The organism is uncultured Tateyamaria sp., assembly GCF_947503705.1.
GTDB lineage: Bacteria > Pseudomonadota > Alphaproteobacteria > Rhodobacterales > Rhodobacteraceae > Tateyamaria.
Genome location: NZ_CANNES010000012.1, coordinates 34334 through 53717 on the forward strand (window position 1 = coordinate 34334; position 19384 = coordinate 53717).

Consider the following 19384-nt stretch of genomic DNA (forward strand, 5'->3'; position numbering starts at 1 on the left):
GTCTGACAGGACAAAACGCCCACTCTGCGCTTTTGAGGAGGCAGCGTGGGCGTGAGTAAATAACGATTAAGCTGGCCATTCAGAGTATTTCAGAGCCCGCCCCGGCGAAGAACTCTGCGAGTACGGGGCTCGCCTCCGCCTTACTCGTACTCAGCAGGGTCGACCCCGCGAGCGAGGCTTTCGAAAGCCGTATGAGATCACCAGTTTCCTCGATGCGGTAGCAGCGCCGCTTTTGGCGACCGCGGCGATAATATGTGGCTGTCACGATCTGGCACGTGCTGCCATCGTTGAACGTGACGGGCTTTGCAAGCCTGATCTTGTCGCCATCTTCGTAGTCCGGGATGGCGGCCCAATCGCGGCACCGCTGCCGCCAGGCATGGGCGTAGCTATCTGGGTCCTTGATCTCGGAGAGCAGGTTCAGGATGCTGAGTGGGACACGAGATTCCACCGGGCCCGCGCTTTCCTCCATATCTTTGTAGCCCCAGCGGCCATCTTCGTAGCGCGTCAGAAATACCGCCGCGAGTGTGATCGAGCCATCGTCATCAGGCGTGTAGGTGCGATCTTCAACCGCCGTGCCGTCGAGGTTCGTGACCTTGACCGCCGCATACCAGGTCGATCCAACCTTGCAGGCTTTGAGCAATTCCGTTCTACGGACGTCACTGTCAAACGTGCAAAGGCGGGTGATCTCTGCCTTCTCATCCGCGTAAGTCTTGACCCGGCGATCGGTGTAGAAGAGCCAACCCATTTCAGAGTCCTTTCTCTTAAGAAGATTTCATGGTCGCCAATGTCCCGAGAGCGCGTAGCGCGGCAGGGTATTGGCGATGCAAATTTAGAAAGGGCGCGTCAAGCCGCCCTCCGTTCATCGATTTCCATGAGAGCATCAAGCGGGACGCGATAGGGCAGCATCTCGTCGAAGTCTTCGCAATTGCCGTCGCTCTGCACGAGAGCATGCGTCTCGGTCGCATCCTTGAGGATGACGCGAAACGTGCCACCTAGGCCGGAGGGGACGTCATAGGCGCCCCCAATCAAGTAGTCCGCCGCGCGTCGTAGAAAGACCCGGATCGAATGCCCGTCTGTTGAAAGGCGGATCGTGTCATGACCGCGGTCAATGAGCATTTCGACGTCCTCAAAGATGTCGGTGTAGAGTTGCCCCGTGAGATCGCGGAAGGCCGCTTGGCGTGCCACCATCCAATCTGGATTACGAAACGGGTTGAGACCATCGGCAAAGGCGAAGGACGGATCGGCTTGCGCCGTCGTCACGATGCGTGTGGTCGTGCCGACGATGAGAATCAGGGCCGACTTGCCGACAGGTCCGTTCCAGTTCGGAAGGAAGGTTGAACAGGAGCGCGCGTGGGCTATTTGCCCCGCGACAGCTGTCGCGGGGCAGCTGAGAAGAGACATGGGCTTTGCTTTCGATTGAGGAGGAGGAGAAGCGATCCACCTCCGGTGAGACCCGCGGTGGATCGCTAGAGGATCAGGCGGCTTTCGCCACATCGGCTTCGTCGGGTGAGTCTTCAGTCATGCTCGGTTCTGCAGCCTCAATGCCGGCCGTTTGCATCATTGGCGGACACCAGGTGGCGACCGCCTCGCGTTGTGCATCCGTGAGTGTCGCGAAGGGCTCGGCAAAGAGCTTGTCGCAGAAGGCGACGATCTCCTTCTTGCTCGACGAGGCCAGCGTGATGGCTTCCTGCGCGAGCCCCAGCTCCTCGCCGAGGATCTTGAGGAGCCAGGCCTTCGTGAAGCGGTTGAAGAGCGCGGCATTGGGCGTCCAGTGCGCCCGAATATCCGGCATCACCTCGATCTCGAAATCATGCATCAGGCTGTCGCGTTGCCGATCCCGCGCGAAGCAGGATTGCGTGGTTGCGGCGGTCGCAAAAGCGACGAGCTTGGCCTTCTCCGTGGGCTTCAGCTCGCGGAACCGGGCGAAGCGCTCAGCAGGCGAGATCGCCTCATCGTTCCACGAGAGGTTCAGCGCGTCATGGGCCTCGGCTACCTGCTCAAGCGAGGTGCTGTCGATCTCGTCCATCTTCGCGTGCGTACGATACTCCTTGCGGGCATCGACCTTGATGGCTTGCGTGACGCTCATGCCGGTGCCGACAACATCGCTCACCAGCTTGAACAGCGTCAGGTCGAGCGTGGCTTTCGGATGCATGGTCAGGGCCGCCCCAAGAGCCATGGCGCGCTCGGTCTTGAGGTCTTCCGTCAGCGAGGCCGGATAGACGATCTCGTCGCTGTCGAGGCCGTCATTTTTGGCAGAAGAACTCGACGCTTTGCCGGTTGTCTCCTGTTGATCTTCAGGACGCACGAGACCGATATGGAGGGTGACCTGGCCGTTCGACCAGGATGCGATCACGCCGGATCGGGCAAGATCCTCGGCGCTGTAGGCTTCTTGCAGATCGCGCGCTTCGGCTTCCAGCGCATCCAAATTGTTGTAGAGCGCATCGTAGGCGGCCTCCTCGAGGCTCTCGTCTTCCATCTCCAGCTGAAGCTTCTCGAGTTCCTCGCTGATCACATCCAGGCGCTTTTGACCGACCTCATCGGGTTCGATGGGTCCGGGGTAGACACGGCCATAGTCCGCCATCGCCGCGTAGTCGTAGCGCACGACCGCCTCGGCCCAGGAAAAGCCCATTTGTGCACAGGTGTCCTCGGCAGCAGTGGTGAGTTTCTCGAGGAGGATGGTTTCGACCAGTTCGGCATCTTCCAGCACCGAGTGTTCTTCCAGAAGATCGGCAGCAATGGGTCCGCCCCGGGCCTCATACTCTTCACGCACGAAGGCCCCGATATCGTCACTCACCTGCACACCGCGGGATTTGAGCGCCTGCCGCACGGTGTAGGCCTGCAGATAGCTGTCCTCCTTTGTCAGAGCTTCGAAGATTTGCTTCTGAACCTGTTGGCTTGGGTGATCCGCGAACGCCTTCATCGTATCGAGCGTGATGGTCTTCGCCCGCGCCGCATCGCGGATGTCCGGATGGATGAGGCCATAGCGCAGGCGGCCTTTGACGGCCGCAATCGTCGTGCCGAACGTCTTGGCGATGGTCTCGGGCGTCTGCCCGTCGACCTCCATCATGCGCGCGAATGCCTCGAACTCGTCGATGGCGTTCATCGGTTCCTGAGTGATGTTTTCCGCCAGCGAGAGCGCCGTGATCACATCGCAATCGTCGGGCACGAGACGGCAGTCGATCTTCGTGTTCTTGGTGAAGCCCTTGGCCGATTTGTCCGCGACAAGCTCCTGCAGCGCCGCGTGTCGGCGACCACCGGCGAGAACTCCGAACTTTCCGCCGATCTTCTGGACGAGCAGCGGCTGCAGCAAGCCAAGAACGGCGATGCTGGCCTTAAGATGGGTGATGTTCTCGGAGGCATAGGTTTCGGGCGATTTGGCGCGCACATTCGCGGGATGGGGCACAAGATTGCCGATGGCAATAGAGACGGGTTTGAAGGCTTGGGTCATGGTCTGTCCTTGTGATTAGTGTTCAGGCCCCGGTCTTCTTGACCGGAACCAATCCCCGATGTCGGGAACCACACAGACAATGGGCCCGCTTTCCCTCTGAAAGGGTCAGCAGGCCCAATGCGGACAGGTCTGGAGAGCCCTGCCCTACCAGTCACGCGCCATCATGATGGTCAGCACGCGTATGGTCGTTGCGAGATTGTCCGGTGCTTCCGCGCCGAAGCGGAAGTCGCTGTCGGCCTCATAAAGGTCGAGTTTCCAAAACACCGACTCGCCACGGATCGTCACCGATCCGAAGTCATGCCAGCCTGCCGGATCATTTTCCGGCTCGAAAGTGTCAAACGTACCTACGGCTTGCACAGCCTCGGTCACGAAGCCGTCTCCGGCCGCGCAGAGAGATTGCGTCATTACCATGCGACCCTGAATGGGCTCGGTGGGTGTTTCGCCAAGACAGGCGAACCTGCGGAAGGCGTCGTTCTGCGCGGCGATGACCGCCGGATCTGGGCATTCTGGCGCGATGGAGGTTGATGGGTTCATGGGTCAGTCCTTTCGGGAAGCGTTGAAACCACCAGACCCAAAGCCCGCTTTCCCTTTTCCGGCGCGCGATCGCAGGATCAAAAATCGAACAGCGACTGCGGACGCCAGTTCGGATTGGGTATGCGCGCGATCCAGCCGCCGCGTTCCTCGACAGCTTGGATCGCAGCGGACAGTGGGTGGGACCCTTCCGATCGGCTCCACCAATATGCGCCGCGACGGAACATGATGATTGTGCGCCTACCATCCGGCCAGCAGGCGACACGCAAGGTTTTCGGTTCTTGTAGGCTCATGGCTCACTCCTTCCCTAGTGCGATCACGCAGCTTCATCGGTCGCGGCGTTGTGACCGGCGGTCGACGCGGCGATGAGCCAATCGCAGGCGTGCTGCGCATCCGCGGCATGTTTGAAGATTGCGGTCTTGTCCGAGCGTAGGACGCGCAGCCAGTTGTCGAGATAGGCGGCACTCATCTCGAGCGTATGGGCCGAGAAGCCAAGTTCCTGCCCCAAGAAACACGACGCGAGTTCGGCGACGATTTCTTCGCGCGCATAGGACGTGTTCCCAAACCGGGTATCGCCATAAGAGCGGTTGAGCCGCTGCTGGGTCTTCGTTGTATGGGCCAGTTCATTAGGCTGCCCTCGCAAGACGCGTGGAAGTTTCGCGAAGGCCACGACGTCCGTGACCGGCAGTATGTCGATGCAGGGCGTGCCAAGCGCAACGGCAAGCGGTGCCAATGAAAAACGCTCGACCGGCGCGTAGGTCGACACAATCGTCCATCCGAGGCAGCTTTTTGTGCCGCCACAACGAGGTAGTGGTTGCGCGCAGCACACGCAAAATTCCAGTTTGCATGGGAAAGTCTCGACCTGAAATGTCAGACCGGAACCCAACCCAGGCCCGTCAGAGAAATCCCTGAAAGTCCTCTTCCGTCAGTCCCAAAACAGGAAGGCAACTTCTGTAATGGGGCGGATCACTGTCAAGGGTTTCGGACACGCCAAGAATTCCGGCGAATATCTCCTTCTTCACCGGATTTAAGACACTAAACCAAAAGCAGACTTTTTCTTTTTCACTGCAAACGCACTAAAGGACTGAGGGCTACCCCTGCCCGGGCTTCGCTCTTACGTCCGCAGTCAGCCTCAAAGCTGCCATGCTATGCTTGGTTCGAATCTGGTCCTAGGCGCCCATCTTTCACGCGCATTCAACAGTTGTTGATAGCCAGTGTCCTTACGGCACCTCCGGGAATCTCTTTCCGAAAAGGGACCTCTGCGTACCTGTTGTTAGTTGCAGTTCATGCCTCCGTTACGATGATCCTTGAAGCGTGCCGCTTAGGTCATCGAGCTTGGACTCTGCGCGAAGCGAAAAGGCGAACCATCCACCCACATCCGGTGTACAATGACGCCAATACGTCGCGCGAGCGCAATCAAGACTCGCTTCTTTCCGTGCCTATGTGCCACTCTAAGTGCCCAGGCCTGCAACTAATTCGGTGCTGCACGGTGCATCAAGATCGCCGGGGCCTGATACAACGCCGATTGCAATCCTCATTCACCCGCTCGTGTAATCTACCCAACGATGTCCATTTCTCCGGATTGAGTGCGCCTCGGCGTCAGCACCACCCACGGACCAACATCTTTTGATCGCGCAAAGCAGGTCGGATCGTCGATCGCGGATATTACAGTGAGAGCAACAATTGGGCCGACACCCGGCATAGTCATAATCAGGCAGCCAACACCGTCATGCTCTGCCAGTCCCACGACCTTTTCATCCAGGCTTGCCAGCTCGGCCCGCAGCTGCTCCCGGGCACGTAAAAGCGACAACGCCGAAGCGGATAGGATGTCGTTTTGGGGAACCAGTTCCCTCACCCGGGCGTCGTACCTGACCCGGGTGACGTGTCCGAGCTTCGGGCCGAAGTTCCGGAGAACTCCCCTCATCGAGAGTTCGATGTTGATGATCACCTGTTGAACAGATTTGCGCGGTCAGCAAAGCGCGAATTTCCTGGGAGGTTAAGTAGTCCCAGAAAACTGGACAGTCAGCTAAGGTGTTTCCCAAATCTTTGAAGGGATGCGAGAATGGCGAAGCGCCGGAACTTTACAGATCAGTTTAAGGCCAAGGCGGCGTTGGAAGCGCTGCGCGGCGACAAGACCGTGCAAGAGATCGCAGCGAAGCATCAGTTGCGCCCAAATCAGGTCAAGACATGGAAGCGACAAGCCATTGACGGGATGGCCAATGTGTTTTCCAGCGGCAAACAGAGCGGCCCGACGGGTGCAGAAGTCAAAGACCTGCATGCCAAGATCGGAAGGCTGGCTGTCGAGGATGATTTTTGTCCGAAGGGCTGAAGCGATGAGCCGAGATAGGAAACGCGTCATCATAAAGCGGGAACATCCCGAGCTGAGCATTATTCAGCAGTGCAAGTTGGTGCGATTAAGCCGTTCGGCGTTCTACTACACACCCGTCGGGATAGATACTGACACCTTGGCGATGATGAAAGAGATTGACCGGGTGTTCACCAAATATCCGTTCTTCGGTAGCCGCCAGATCACGGCCTATCTGCGAAGAGAAGGCACCGCCGTCGGGCGGCTGATCGCAAAGATGGGTTTGGAAGCGATCTACAAAAGGCCCAGAACCAGCCAGCCGTTTCCTCAGCACCCGATTTATCCGTACTTGCTGAGAAAGATGCAAATAGATCAGCCCAACCAGGTATGGAGCGCTGACATCACCTTCGTGCCGGTGCGCAACAGGTTCCTCTACCTCATGGCGATCATAAATTGGGCCTCGCGCAAGATCCTGAGCTAGCGGTTTTCAAACACGATGCACGCCGCACTTTTGCGTCGATTCGCTGAACGAAGCCATCGCCAAATACAGACTGCCTGAGATCATGAACACGGCTCAGAGCAGCCAGTTCACCGGATCGGCGTGGATCAAGACGCTGACCGAGGCAGGCGAGCGCATCTCGATGGACGGACGAGGCCGTTACCTCAACAACATCTTCATCGAAAGGCTACGGCGTTCGCTGAAGCAGGAGGTGATCTATCTCGAAGAGATCAGTAACAGCTTCCAGGCCAGAAGAGTCGCCAAAAACTGGATGGCATTCTACAACACGGAGCGGCCCCATTCCGCGCTTGATCGGCGAACGCCAGACGACGCATATTGGGAAGGCTTGGAAGAGCAGAAAGCAGCATGAAACCTAAACCCGATACAGCTTAGAAACGCTGCAAACCTGTCCGAAATGCTGGGACCACGTCAATCCTATGGAAGACGATCGAATTTGGTGATTGTGGTTTTCAACCACTTCTGTACCACATACAAAGCGGCGACAGCACGCTGGATACAGAAGTCCGCACCAATATTTGCACGAGGCCCTTGCAAGCGATGAGTAAAATACCCTTCAACAAGCCGGAAATTGTTGGCCGCGAGCTATATTACATCGCTCAGGCAATTATGAACGGGCACTCTTCGGGTAACGGGACGTTTTCGCGCCACGCGGAAGTCGCGCTTGAGAAAAATTTGGAAAACCTGGTGGACGTCCAGCTAACAACGTCTTGCACATCCGCCCTCGAAACCTCTGCTTTGCTGCTCAACGTCGGCCCCGGTGACGAGATTATCCTACCATCATATACCTTTGTTTCTACAGCAAACGCATTTGCATTACGCGGCGCTAAGCTAAGCTTTGTCGATGTGGAAGCCGACACCATGAATATCTCGGTGGATGCCATTGCAAGGGCGATCACACCGGCAACCAAGGCGATCGTGCCGGTAAATTACGCTGGTATCTCATGCGATATGGATGCGCTTCTAGATCTTGCTCAAGCCCATGATATCGCTGTATGCGAAGATGCGGCTCAGTCGATCGGATCAAAATACAAAGGCCGCCCATTGGGCACTTTTGGCGACATAGCCAGCTTCAGCTTTCACGAGACCAAGAATATCATCTGCGGTGAGGGCGGTGCGCTGGCCGTCCGCAACGAAAACTATATCGAGCGAGCCGAGATTATTCGCGAAAAGGGTACGGACCGTTCCAAGTTTTTCCGTGGTGAGATTGACAAATACTCGTGGGTTGATCTGGGGTCTTCTTATATCTTGTCCGATATTCTTTCGGCGTTCCTGTTGGCACAGCTCGAGCAGATTGAGGACATAACGACACACCGCCGTGCTTTGTTCTACCGCTATAAGGAAAATCTCGATCATTTGGTCAATATGGCTGAGTTCGATCTGGGGATCTCGATCGTACCCGACTACAATGAGTGCAACGGCCATATCTTCTACATTACCCTGCATGACACTCCCCAGCGCCAGCGCTTGATCGCCTACCTCAAAGAGCGCGATATCATGTCGGTATTCCACTATGTTCCGCTGCACCAATCCCCCTATGGAAAAAGCCATTCTGTCGCGGAACGGTCCCTGCCAGTAACAGAGGAAAAAGCCGGCCAATTGCTGCGTTTGCCACTATATCCTAGCCTACAAATGGATCAGGTAGATACGATCTGTAACTATGTGACAGATTTTTTTGAAGCCGAGAAGAAAGCTCTATAAAATGGAGGGGTTGCATAAGGAACTGTTCGAGCAGCTCAAGGAGCTGGTGGCCGTCCCTTCTCCTGATGCTAACGATGTATTTTCCTGCGCTTTGCTATTTGCACATGAAGACAGGAAGCGCGCTCCCGAAAATATTGATCCGGTGGGCCTCGAGAATTCCTCTTTATGTGATAATCCGTTCTTTCGGGATGTAGTGACCGTTCTGTCCGTCTTCTCGGAGGCTGATCGGTTCAACTATCAAGTCAGCACTACGGTCATGGTTTCTTTATTCGCAAAAGCGGATGTGCCTGCTGAAGTAGATCTGGATCGAAGGATCTGGTGGAAGGGGCGTCTGACGCTGCGGAATTACCATATCTGTGCGTCCTTGCTGATCATGATGCGACGTCCCAAAGATCTGTTCGAACTCACAGAAGAATTTGTGAGTACAGCCAGCTTGAATGACGCCATTTGCGGCCTGTACTGCGTTATTTTCATGACTCATAACGCCCGTAGTCGACGCCCCATCTTTGGGATTACCGGAACAATTGACCCACATTTGGTAGATCACCAGTTCAGAGATCTGATGCACCTTACTAATAAGCGTATCTTACAAGAACTCATCCCAGCTCCCACCAAAGCCAAACCGGATAGTGTGTTTCGAATTGCCTTTTTGGCTCCTGACATTGTTGCACTGGCGACCAATACGGAAACTAAGATATTTTTCGATTATGCCGTAACGCTACTCGAGATGTACAAGGATATCGAAATCGATATCGTTTCTGTAGGAGAGTTCAATGCCGGTGGCATTAATCGGTGTCTAGGCTACCCCGTTTATCATCCTATCGACAAAAAAAAATTGCTGCCGAAGTACAATTACAACGTGCCAGCAGATGTGCTAGATCGTATCAAGGTTGTAAATACCCCAAAAGAAATAGCCAAGACATCGATTGTAGGTGCAATACAGTCCATTATCGACGCCGACTATGACTGCGTGATAACTACTACCCTATTGCGGTGGGTCAGTATTGGCGCGCTCAATGAATTCATACCAGTGGTATATTTGCCAATCCAGCTTGGAAGCTATCCAATCTATCCTATAGATGTAGCCTGTTATTATGACGACGATGAGCAAAAGAAACTGCGCACCAATGTCCGTGATTGGTTTGATGTGGGGCAATTGCTTATCCTACCCGACTCTACGGACGTGGTGGCTAATGCCCAGAATGAGGACCCATCAAAGATCAATCTGATCACACTGGGCGTTGATTGGGACATCCGTTGTCCAAGTGGGCTGGAAGCGTTTGTTGCTGGCATGGCTAAGACGCTGGAAGCAGCGCGTGATACGATCTGGACCTGTGTCGGCATTAAAGACTTCCGCCTTGCAAACTTCCTAAAGACCTTCCCGGAACTAGCAACGCTGCGTGACAAAGGCCGGATTGAGTTTATCGCATATGCAAACCCGCTAGCCGAAGTTGTGGCAAAGGGCGATATCTGTGTCGTACCCCCGATGAGCGGTGGCGGACGTGCGACAGTAATGTGTTTGAGCCTCGGCCAAGCCGCAGTCTGCTATCATAATAATGATGCCAGGCCTTATCTGGGGGCTGATTTTATCGCATCGACGGATACAGAGTATTTCAACGCCCTTGCAGATTTGATCGGTGATGCCGACATGCGTGCCCTGACCGGAGCACAAAACAGAAAACGTTTCCAGAGCGCCGTGCAATCCAGTGCAGACAGGTTGCTTGATGCCTGTCGCATGGCGGTGGCAAACAGAGACCTTTGACCTGTTTTCAACCTGCCATGGCCTGTTTCAACTCTGTCAGGCTATCTTCGTCAAGGCGCAGGGTCTGGGTGCGGATCACACGGGCCGGATTACCAACAGCTACAGCATAGTCAGGGATGTCCCGTGTCACAACGGCCCCTGCGCCCACATAGGCACCGACCCCGATACGGAGGCCCGGCAAGACGGTCGCATTAGTGCCAATGGTGGCAAAATCTCCTATATTAACCTGTCCGGCCACAGCACAACCACCCATCAGATGCACACCGTTACCAAGCACACATTCATGATCAAGGACAGCACCTGTGTTGAGTATGCATTGCTCTCCCAGACGGGAGAATTTGTGGACTACACTTGACGGCATCATGACAAGCCCCGCACCTATTTTTGCACTGGGTTCACAAAATGCGCGAGCGTGTCTCAGCGAAAGAGGGGCAAGCCCGTAAGACTGTAACTCCTGTGCGATACGCCAGCGTGCAAATCCGTATTCAGCACCGACAGCCACAGCGAAACTGTCAAAATCTGCCATATGTGCGGCAAGGTCTGTGGCCAGAAACAATATCTCGGCTGCACTGTCATAGGTTGGCACCTGCAACGACGGATCGAACACTACCGCGATCACACCGACATCGGCCTCTTCTATCATCTGGTGCAGCAGACGTGATTGAGCACGCCCTCCCCAGATCAAGATACGTTTCGTTGCCGAATTCATTGTGTCACCTACCCGCCCGATCTTTGCTCACACCGCGCGAGAATGGAACAAAAACACATATTGTGGCATCCTCGTATCAATTCCTTGCCGGTATTATTGCACAAACTGTTCTGAGCTTGAAATCCCCTATACCTTTATCCATTGGGCTCACTATTACCCTTTGTGCACAATGTGAAGAAACGGCTTGGTTCCAAAGAGTTACTGCCGCTTAGAAACCACCCGCAGTTCAGCTTTCTGATGCGTCGCACTGGATACGATACTTTCTCGAGATGGACGTGAAGCAATAAAAAAACAAACAGCCTTGGCAAAAAGCGCCTGACGACAGCCCAGAATATATCAGGTCGTGATGGAAGGCGTGTCATCCTGGGCTCACAACCGATTGCAGGTCAAAGATCGGCAGCAGCACTGCCAGCACGATGATCAGCACAAAGGCCCCTACCAGCATCATCAGTGCAGGCTCTAACAAGGCCGCAATGCGCTTTTGTTCGGTGGACAGGCCATTTTCCACCATCTGCGCCGCCCGGTCCGTCATGGGCGCCAATCGGGCCGAAGCCTCGCCCGCCTGGATCAGTTGCAGCGCCACGGGTGGGATCAGCGGCAGGGATTTCAGGGCCCGCGACAGGGTCTCGCCCCGCCGCACCGCGTCCGATACGGCCAGGCCTTGGGTGCGAAATTTCGCCACGCTCAGCACCTCGGTGGCGTTCTCGACCGCGTTGGGCACCGTGTTGCGGCTGGCCAGCACCAGTGCGAGCGTCCGCAGATATTGGACCGCCGCCGACAGGCGCATGAAGCGGCCCACCAAAGGCAGGCGCAGAAACCACCGATCCCGCACCGCCCGCAGGCGGGGCACGCGGGCCGCTGCAATCGACAGCGCCACAAGGGCCGCGAGGCCCACGCCGATGGGGATGATATTGGCCTGGATCGCATCCGAGATCGTCAGAACCACCTGGGTGATCTGCGGCAAGGGCCGCCCTGACAGGGCAAACATCGCCACGATCTCGGGCGCGACATTGACCATCAGGATGCCGCAAACCAGCAAGGATACCGCCGCCACGAAGGCCGGGTACACCAGCGCTGTGGAAATCTGGGCCCGGTCCTGGCCCTGCCGTTCCAGATGATCGGCCAATTCGGCAAAGACACCGCCCAGATCGCCCGCCGTCTCGCCCGCGCGCACGGACGCGATGTAATAAGCGGCAAAGCCTGCCCCTGATCCGGCCAGCGCCGCCGACAATGTGGCCCCGTCCATCAGTTGCGCGCGCGCGCGGGCCGCGGCGGCATCCAGGGCCGCATGGCCGCCCTGACGCACCGCCTCTAATGCCGCATCCACCTGCATGTCGGCCCCCAAAAGCACGGCCATCTGCCGGGTGAACACCGCCTGCAAATCCGCGTTCAGCGTGGCACGTCCACGGGATAATCCGGGCAGCCTGGCCGTGCTCCGCACGCTGAGTTCGGAAACATAAAGCCCCTGCCCCCTCAACTGATCGGCGGCATCGGTTTCGGTTTCGGCCACGACGGACCCGCTGCGCTTCTTGCCCTCGGCGGTGAAGGCGACATAGGCATAGGCCCTCACGCCACATCCCCCACCACGCGCAGGGTCTCGGCCAGGCTGGTGCGCCCTGCGGCCACTTCGGCCAGCCCCTGGCCAAAGAGGGTTTCAGCCTCGGACACCGCCAGGGCCTGCATGGCCGCCTCATTCGCCCCGCTGTCGATGGCGGCGCGCAGCGCGGCGCCCACCTCGATCATCTCGAACACACCGATCCGGCCCGCATAGCCCGATCCACCGCAACTGTCGCAGCCCGTGGCCACACAAACTGCGGTGGGCACTTCCAGCCCATAGCGGGTAAAATGCGCGGCCTCGCTGGGTGTCGGCGCATGGGGTGCGCAGCAGTCTGCACACAGGCGGCGCAAGAGCCGCTGGGCAATCACACCGCGCAAGGTGGCGGCGATCAAAAAGTCGTCCAGCCCCAGATCGCGCAGCCGCACCACCGCCCCCACCGATCCATTGGCATGGAGCGAGGAAAACACCAGATGCCCGGTCAGGGCCGCCTGGGCCGCCACGCTGGCGGTTTCGCCGTCGCGGATCTCGCCCACCAGGATCACGTCGGGATCCTGGCGCAGGGTGGCGCGCAAACCATTGGCAAAGGTCATGCCGATCTCGGCGTTGATCTGGCTTTGGCTGATGCCGGGCAGATCATATTCGATGGGATCCTCGACGGTGACGATGTTACGCTCGTCCCGGTTGGCCAGTTGCAGCAGGGAATAAAGCGTCGTGGTCTTGCCTGCCCCGGTGGGACCCGTGGCCAGAATGATGCCATTGGGCATGGCCGACATCCGTTCCAGCAGGGCCACCTGGGCGGGCGACAGGCCCAGCCCCTCTAGAGGCATCAACCCCGCCGACCGGTCCAGGATCCGCAGCACGATCCGTTCGCCGTAATGGCCCGGCAGGGAACTGACGCGGGTGTCGATCATCCGCCCCCCGAGGCTGAGCGGAATGCGCCCGTCCTGGGGCAAGCGGGTTTCGGCAATATCCAGCCCCGCCATCACCTTGAGGCGGGACACCACGCGGCGGGTGGGCACGTCACTGCGGTCCATAATCTTTTGCAGGAATCCGTCGATGCGGATACGCGCGCGCAACCCGTCCTCGTAAGGTTCGATATGCAGGTCCGAGGCCCCCGCCGACACGGCCTGGCGCAAGAGCTGATTGACCAGTTGGATCACCGGGGCCTCGCCCGTCTGTTCCAACAGATCGCGCTGGCGGGTGGTGGTGCCCCCAATGCCCTCGTCTTCCAGCTCAAAGGACAAGGGCGCCTCGCCCGCGTCCTCATCGGCGCCGTCCTCATAGATGCGGCCCAGGGTGCTCTCAAAGGCATCTGCGGCCAGGGCCGTGGTCTCGACGTCAAAGAGGCCCGCAGCGGCGGCCCGTCGCCCGGCCTCGCGCAGGCCCATCTGGGTCACGCCCGGCCCATAGCGCACCCCCGTCCCGTCCCAGATCACCTGATGATCGCGGGCAAAGGCAAAGGGCAGGCGCGCGCTGCGTGCGCCTTCAGTTGCCAAAGCGGATGCGGCTGGGGAGGGGTGGGTAATTTCGGCTTTGGGCAAAGTCATCCACGAAACCCGCGTCAAAGGGTTGATCCAAATCGGCCCCGTCAAAGGGCAGCCCGCCGGGCGGGGTTCTTGGATACACTCCATCATCCAGGGGCTGGATGGCAAGGCTTGCGGTCTGGGCCTTGCGGGCCAGTTGGCGGCTCAGCTTCTGGGCCTCGGCGTCGGTCTTGACCACGCGGGGGCGCAGCATGACCAGCAACACGCGCTGGTCCTGGCTGGCATTCTTGCCGCGAAAGAGCCCCCCCACGATGGGCAGCTTGCTGATGCCCGGCACCCGCTGGGACACCGACCCGTTGCCGTCTTCCAGCAGACCGCCCAGCATGATGACATTGCCGTCACGCACCAACACGGTGGTGGACAGGGCGCGCCGGGCCGTAATCTCGCCGCCCGCGGCGGCGTTGGTGCTGGTCAGGTTCGACACTTCCTGATCAATCACCATGCGCACGGTGCGGTCGGCATTGATCTGGGGCGTCACGTTCAGGGTCAGGCCGACATCCTGACGCTCGATGGTCTGGAACGGGTTGTCAGGCTGGTTGCTTTCGCCCACCTGGCTGAAAGAGCCTGTGACAAAGGGCACGTTTTGCGCCACGACGATCTCGGCCTCTTCGTTGTTGAGGGTCATGATCGAGGGCGTCGACAACAGCCGCGTGGACGAGGTCGAGGCGATGGCCGTCAAGAGCCCCGCAATCCCGTCCTCACTGTTGCCCGCCACCCCGCCAATGACACCGCCCGCCCCCGCCGAGACCGAACTGGCATCGCTGCTGATGGCCGACACCAAGCTCGACAGGCTGGGGCGATCCCCAAGGGTGAATTCCACCCCGCCCACCAGAGCGTTGTTCAGCACGGCCCCGAACTGAGCGCTCAGGTCGGAAAAGCCCTGCACCGACATCTCGAAGATGACGGCTTCGACCAGCACCTGGCTGGGGCGACGATCGAGAAAGCGGACCATCTGGATGATGTCGCCCAACTGGTCCTCGGGGGCCGAGATCAGCAGGGAATTGGTCTGGCTTTCGGGCACGATGCGCACCTGGGCCTGGCCGGGGCCTGTATCGGTGGTGTTGATCGTGCGCAGCACCACATCGGCCATGGCGGCAGCATCGGCATAATTCAGCTCGATGGCATGGGACACGACGCTGTCGCGTTGGGTATCCAGGCGGCCCGCCAGCACGCGCAGCTGCCGACGCAGGTCGTCATCGCCCGACACCACCAGCGCGTTGGACCGCCGGTCCACCGTCACGGCGGACCCTTCGGGCACGATGCCCATGCTTTCGATGACCTGGGCCACCTCGGCGGCACTGGCATTGCGCAGGCGGATCAATTCGATGGGTTGCTGGTCCAGCCGCTGGTCCAGCCGCTCGACCAGCGCCTCGATCCGGTTCAGGTTCTGACGGCGATCCGACAAAAGAAGCAGCCGCGACCGGGGCACGGGCGTCAGCACCGCCTCGGCAGGCAGCAAGGGGCGGATCACTTCGATGATTTCGCTCAGAGGCGCGTTTTCCACTTCGATCACCCGGGTCTCGAAGCCGGCGCGGGTGATGTCGATGGGGCCGCTGGATTGCTCGCGGGCCACGTTCATGGGCACCACACGGGTGACGGTGCCCCCCTCGATCAGGGTCAGGCGGTTCAGCTCCAGCACCGTCACGAACACTTCGTACAGCTCGTCAGCGGACAAGGGATCAGGGGCCAAGACCGTGACGGTGCCCCGCACACCCGGATCCAGGACAAAGCTGCGGCCGGTGGCCTCTGACACGATCTCGATAAAGCTGCGCAGATCGGCATCGCGCAGGTTCAGCTCGATATCCTGAGCCTGCGCCATGCGCGTGCCTGCACCCAATTGTGCACAGACAATGCAAAGGGACAGCAACGCCGCCCTGAGGGAAAATATGTGTGTCATGACCACTCTCTGCCTCGGTCCGTGGGCCGGTCTTGCGCCGGTCCTTCGGGACGTTGTCATGTATAATGGGGGCACTCTACCTTGATTTTGGCCCTGTGCACAGCCTTTGATTTTGCGGCTCTACGGGTCGGTAAAGCCCAAGAGCACCGGGGCGTCCCCGCCATTGTCGACCCACAGCCCCGCCTCGTCGATGCGGGTGACGGTGACATTCTCGGCCAGCGCATCGCCCACTCGCACGATGCGGCTGCCGGTGGGATGCGAAACCATGCCCCAGACCGCATCACCTGCGCGCACCACACCACTCAGCGTATAGCCCAGGCTTTCGATGGGGGGGGCGGGCGGTTTGGGGGGCTGGGGTTCTTCGACCACCACCGGGGTGGGCGGTTGCGGCTCGGGTGCAGGCGCGGGGGGCGGCGGTGGCGGTGCGGGCGGCTCAAGGGCGCCAAACACCGCAGGCCAGATGCGGGTGGGCAGATCCTCAGGCGCGCTTTGCGGTGGCTGGGGGTCGGAGGCGTCCAGAACGGGCGCGGTCACGGCCTGCCCCGGCTCGGCCAGCACAACCTGATAGAGGCGGTGGCCCGCAAAACCGAGCCCCGCCAGCGCCACCAGTGTTATAACAGCCGCAATCGCGCGCAAATCGGCCCCCATGATGCGTCCAACCCTGACCATTTGTGGACGAAATGCGCGCCCCGTGATAGGGACAGGCAACAAAAAAGAAACGATATGAGCATCATTATGCAGGCAGTCTCCAAAGCCCGGGCCGGGTTACTTGGCCTTGTTTCCGTGTTTTTGATCAGCTGCGCCCCCGGCGCACAATTTGGCGCGACCTCGTTTCAGGCCCAATACGGCACGGCGCGCACCGCCCTTGAGGCGGGCCGCTATGATCGGGCGATTTCGGGCTATACCCGGCTCTTGTCAGAGGCGGGACCCCTTGAACCCCGCCTGCGGCTGGAACTGGCCCACAGCTATCTGCGGGCCGGCAAATTTGCCCAAGCCGCCCAAGAGGCGCGGCGCGTGGCCAGCAGCCAAAGCGGCGCTGCCCAAGGGGCGGCCCTGTCGGTGCAAGCCACCGCAGATCACGAATTGGGACTGGCGGCCCTGGCCGCAGGCGACAGCGCCAAAGGCGGGGCCTTCCTGCGCCAGGCCGATACGGCGATGAAGCAGGTGGTCACAACCTATCCCGATCTCGACCCACTGGGCGCACTGGCCGCCCGCCGCGCCAGCATAGCCGTCCGCCTGCGCGCCCTTTAAGAGGGGCAGGGCGAAGTCATGCGTATGCATTGTAGTTGCTCTGATGCCTGCTTTTGCGCCCATACTTACAGAAATCTGAATGCGATGGTTCGTTGATACTCGTTCCGAGTTATGGCCCGATTTAATCTTAACGACCCAGGCCAAAGGCAACCAAATGAGCAAGCTAAGTGATCAAGAAAAATTGAAAGAAATCTACCTGGTTCTTAGTGACCTAAGGTTTCTTATGCATAGGGAGAGCAACACCTTAGCTGAATATCAGCAGATATCCCACGACTACTACGAACGGATTGCGAAAGGAGCGGAATTTGCAGCCGAAATGCTGCCAAGGGATGTTGTCGCAAAACACGACGAACCATAGAATTTAGCAAATTTTATGCTCGGGCTGAACGGCAGGTTCGCGTCTGCAAAGCCATCCCCCCTATCCCGATCAATCTCCACCAGCTTGGCGCAAACATTCCAACGCCCTCGGTATGCGCCCCGGCCCTAAGGTTCCAGCGGGGTCAGCGTCAGCCGCGCCCGCACCTTACCCGATCGGTCCGTCGCCTCGAAGGCAAAGCTGCCCAGCCCGTATCCCCAGCGCGGCTCCTCAGCCGAAATCCAGTTGGCCAGCCGGGTAAACGTCACCTCGTCAAATTGCAGCGTCACCACGCCCCCGTCCCCCTCACCCAGTTGCGAGACGTCGGCGCGCAGGCCTGCCTCGATCAGGCTCTGTTCCACCTGGGCCGAGCCCATGGGCGGCGGACGCTGCACCTCGGGTGCCGTGACAAGGGACCGGTTTTCCACGACCCGGGCGGCCACCCAGGCCTGTATCGCTTGCGCCTCGGCTCGCTCTGCCTGGGCTGTTGCGCGCGCCTCGTGCATCGGCAGCACCAGGCCAAACGCGACGCCCAGCGGCAGGACAACCAGTACCAAGAGGGCAAAGAGCATCCGCTCGCGCCCGCTCCGCTCGGCCAGAAAAGCGGCAAGGGCGGTCATGGCTGCCCCTCCGGCGCGCGCAGGCGCATCTGGGTCCGCACGCCTGCGTCCCCTTCGGAAACCACCGATTCCACCTGATCCACCTGCAAGCCCGTGGCCGCCACCGCCGCCGTCACCGCGTCTGCCGCGGCAAAATCCGCCACTTGCAGCACCAGCGTCAGGGCGTCCCCCTGCACCGCACGCACGGTCTGGGGGGCGACCCCTTCGGTCTCGATCACCGGCCCTGCGCGGGCAAACATCTCGAACGGGGTCAGGGGCACAGCACCGGGATCGCTTTGCGCGCGGGCAGCGGCCAGTGCGCGGCTGACCTGGCTGCGAACATCCAGGATCGGCCCTGTGGGGATGAAATGCGTGCGCACCATGGCTTGGGTCTGGGCACGAATGGCGGCTGTTTCAGTCTCTATCCGTGCCGTTTCGATCCAAAGCGCCGCCGCCCAAAGCGCCGCCGCCGTGCCCCCGAACAAGACCGGCCAGCGCCAGGCGCGCAATTGCGCGGCCAGTTTGGCCTGCGACAGTTGCGGGTCACGGCGCAGATCACAGGACAGCTCATCATGGCCTAAGGCCACCAGGCCCTTTGCCTCCGCCAGTGCTGTCACACAAGAAATGTCATGGGCGCGCGCCAGATCGGCCAGCCCGGGCAGCGCGTCATCCACATTCACGATGACCTTGGGCTTGGCCTTGCACAAGTGCTGCGTCAGCGTGGCAAGGGCCAAGGTCGCGCTGGCCCCGAACCCGTCATGGGGGCCAAGACGCGCGGCAATACCGTGGGGTGTGGCGGCAATGACCCAGATGTCAGGGGCCGCAGGCAGGGCCAGGTAATCGGGCAGGATCGCCTGACAGCGCCCCGCAGCCTTGCGCCAGGCCGCTACATCGCTGGTTGCGGTGACTTGTACCCGCCGCCAGCCATCCTGCCCCTTGGGCACGCCAATGGAAAAGGGGCGCATGTCTATCGCTGTCGGGTTCAGGCCCACGCGGTCTTGCAATTGCCGCCGCGCCACCTGCTCCAATGCGGTCCCCCGCACCCCGGCAGGCAGGTCCAGATCCAGCACCGCCACCGCCGCCCCCGGCACCAGCGCGATATCGCGCGGCCCCGTCACAGCCCCCACCGCCTGCGCCGCAGGACCAAAGGCCGGGCCGTAATCGGGCCTGTCTGGGGTTTGATGGGGGGTCTGGGGATCGCTCACGC

17 protein-coding genes and 3 pseudogenes are annotated in these 19384 nt (G+C 59.6%); 5 read left to right on the forward strand and 15 right to left on the reverse strand.

Going from position 1 to position 19384, the window contains the following annotated elements; translation table 11 throughout:
* Positions 1 to 79: 79 nt before the first annotated feature.
* From Q1A44_RS19415 to Q1A44_RS19450, 8 genes and pseudogenes are all read right to left on the reverse strand, one after another.
* Complete coding sequence (locus tag Q1A44_RS19415; protein WP_299628569.1) at positions 80 to 745, reverse strand: hypothetical protein; 666 nt, start codon at positions 743 to 745, stop codon at positions 80 to 82.
* Between the two features lie 98 nt (positions 746 to 843).
* Positions 844 to 1401 carry a regulator gene (locus tag Q1A44_RS19420; RefSeq protein WP_299628570.1) on the reverse strand — a complete coding sequence of 186 codons (558 nt, stop codon included), beginning with the start codon at positions 1399 to 1401 and terminating at the stop codon, positions 844 to 846.
* A gap of 73 nt (positions 1402 to 1474) precedes the next feature.
* On the reverse strand, positions 1475 to 3448 hold the full coding sequence (locus Q1A44_RS19425) for a ParB/RepB/Spo0J family partition protein (protein WP_299628571.1): 1974 nt from the start codon (positions 3446 to 3448) through the stop codon (positions 1475 to 1477).
* A gap of 144 nt (positions 3449 to 3592) precedes the next feature.
* Positions 3593 to 3982: a DUF3768 domain-containing protein gene (locus Q1A44_RS19430; RefSeq protein ID WP_299628572.1), complete on the reverse strand. Its 390-nt coding sequence runs from the start codon at positions 3980 to 3982 to the stop codon at positions 3593 to 3595.
* 77 nt (positions 3983 to 4059) lie between these two features.
* Positions 4060 to 4272 carry a DUF6330 family protein gene (locus tag Q1A44_RS19435; protein WP_299628573.1) on the reverse strand — a complete coding sequence of 71 codons (213 nt, stop codon included), beginning with the start codon at positions 4270 to 4272 and terminating at the stop codon, positions 4060 to 4062.
* A gap of 23 nt (positions 4273 to 4295) precedes the next feature.
* Positions 4296 to 4607 (reverse strand): annotated as a pseudogene (locus Q1A44_RS19440) (zincin-like metallopeptidase domain-containing protein); the annotation flags it as partial.
* Between the two features lie 9 nt (positions 4608 to 4616).
* Positions 4617 to 4827 (reverse strand): annotated as a pseudogene (locus Q1A44_RS19445) (hypothetical protein); the annotation flags it as partial.
* Between the two features lie 707 nt (positions 4828 to 5534).
* Positions 5535 to 5927 (reverse strand): transposase, encoded by a 393-nt coding sequence (locus Q1A44_RS19450; RefSeq protein WP_299628574.1) that lies wholly within the window; start codon positions 5925 to 5927, stop codon positions 5535 to 5537.
* Between the two features lie 114 nt (positions 5928 to 6041).
* Here Q1A44_RS19450 and Q1A44_RS19455 point away from each other — a divergent pair.
* From Q1A44_RS19455 to Q1A44_RS19465, 3 genes and pseudogenes are all read left to right on the forward strand, one after another.
* Positions 6042 to 7153, forward strand: a pseudogene (locus Q1A44_RS19455) (IS3 family transposase).
* A 188-nt stretch (positions 7154 to 7341) separates the two neighbouring features.
* On the forward strand, positions 7342 to 8502 hold the full coding sequence (gene rffA, locus Q1A44_RS19460) for a dTDP-4-amino-4,6-dideoxygalactose transaminase (protein ID WP_299628575.1): 1161 nt from the start codon (positions 7342 to 7344) through the stop codon (positions 8500 to 8502).
* 10 nt (positions 8503 to 8512) lie between these two features.
* The gene (locus Q1A44_RS19465; protein ID WP_299628577.1) at positions 8513 to 10264 is read left to right on the forward strand and encodes a hypothetical protein; all 1752 of its coding nucleotides are present in this window, start codon (positions 8513 to 8515) and stop codon (positions 10262 to 10264) included.
* A gap of 7 nt (positions 10265 to 10271) precedes the next feature.
* On the opposite strand, the gene Q1A44_RS19470 is transcribed toward Q1A44_RS19465, so the two are convergent.
* The 5 genes from Q1A44_RS19470 to Q1A44_RS19490 form a co-directional block, all read right to left on the reverse strand.
* Positions 10272 to 10973 (reverse strand): acetyltransferase, encoded by a 702-nt coding sequence (locus Q1A44_RS19470; RefSeq protein WP_299628579.1) that lies wholly within the window; start codon positions 10971 to 10973, stop codon positions 10272 to 10274.
* Positions 10974 to 11331: 358 nt separating this feature from the next.
* Complete coding sequence (locus Q1A44_RS19475) at positions 11332 to 12543, reverse strand: type II secretion system F family protein (protein ID WP_299628581.1); 1212 nt, start codon at positions 12541 to 12543, stop codon at positions 11332 to 11334.
* Positions 12540 to 14078 carry a GspE/PulE family protein gene (locus Q1A44_RS19480; protein WP_299628583.1) on the reverse strand — a complete coding sequence of 513 codons (1539 nt, stop codon included), beginning with the start codon at positions 14076 to 14078 and terminating at the stop codon, positions 12540 to 12542. Before Q1A44_RS19480 ends, Q1A44_RS19475 begins: the two co-directional genes overlap by 4 nt.
* The gene (locus Q1A44_RS19485) at positions 14017 to 15972 is read right to left on the reverse strand and encodes a secretin N-terminal domain-containing protein (protein ID WP_299628585.1); all 1956 of its coding nucleotides are present in this window, start codon (positions 15970 to 15972) and stop codon (positions 14017 to 14019) included. Before Q1A44_RS19485 ends, Q1A44_RS19480 begins: the two co-directional genes overlap by 62 nt.
* Positions 15973 to 16092: 120 nt before the next feature.
* Entirely contained in the window at positions 16093 to 16620 is a 528-nt protein-coding gene (locus Q1A44_RS19490) for a hypothetical protein (protein WP_299628587.1), read from the reverse strand.
* 75 nt (positions 16621 to 16695) lie between these two features.
* Between Q1A44_RS19490 and Q1A44_RS19495 the strand changes: the two genes are divergently transcribed.
* Together Q1A44_RS19495 and Q1A44_RS19500 are read left to right on the forward strand one after the other, a co-directional pair.
* Positions 16696 to 17223, forward strand: a complete 528-nt coding sequence (locus tag Q1A44_RS19495; protein ID WP_299628589.1) for a tetratricopeptide repeat protein — start codon at positions 16696 to 16698, stop codon at positions 17221 to 17223.
* 79 nt (positions 17224 to 17302) lie between these two features.
* Positions 17303 to 17581 (forward strand): hypothetical protein, encoded by a 279-nt coding sequence (locus Q1A44_RS19500; protein WP_299628591.1) that lies wholly within the window; start codon positions 17303 to 17305, stop codon positions 17579 to 17581.
* Positions 17582 to 17706: 125 nt separating this feature from the next.
* Here the strand turns inward: Q1A44_RS19500 and gspM are convergent, their stop codons facing one another.
* Both gspM and gspL read right to left on the reverse strand, forming a co-directional pair.
* Positions 17707 to 18198 carry a type II secretion system protein GspM gene (gene gspM, locus Q1A44_RS19505; protein WP_299628593.1) on the reverse strand — a complete coding sequence of 164 codons (492 nt, stop codon included), beginning with the start codon at positions 18196 to 18198 and terminating at the stop codon, positions 17707 to 17709.
* A complete protein-coding gene (gene gspL / locus Q1A44_RS19510) occupies positions 18195 to 19382 on the reverse strand; it encodes a type II secretion system protein GspL (RefSeq protein ID WP_299628594.1) in 1188 nt (395 codons plus the stop codon). Before gspL ends, gspM begins: the two co-directional genes overlap by 4 nt.
* Between the last annotated feature and the right edge of the window lie 2 nt (positions 19383 to 19384).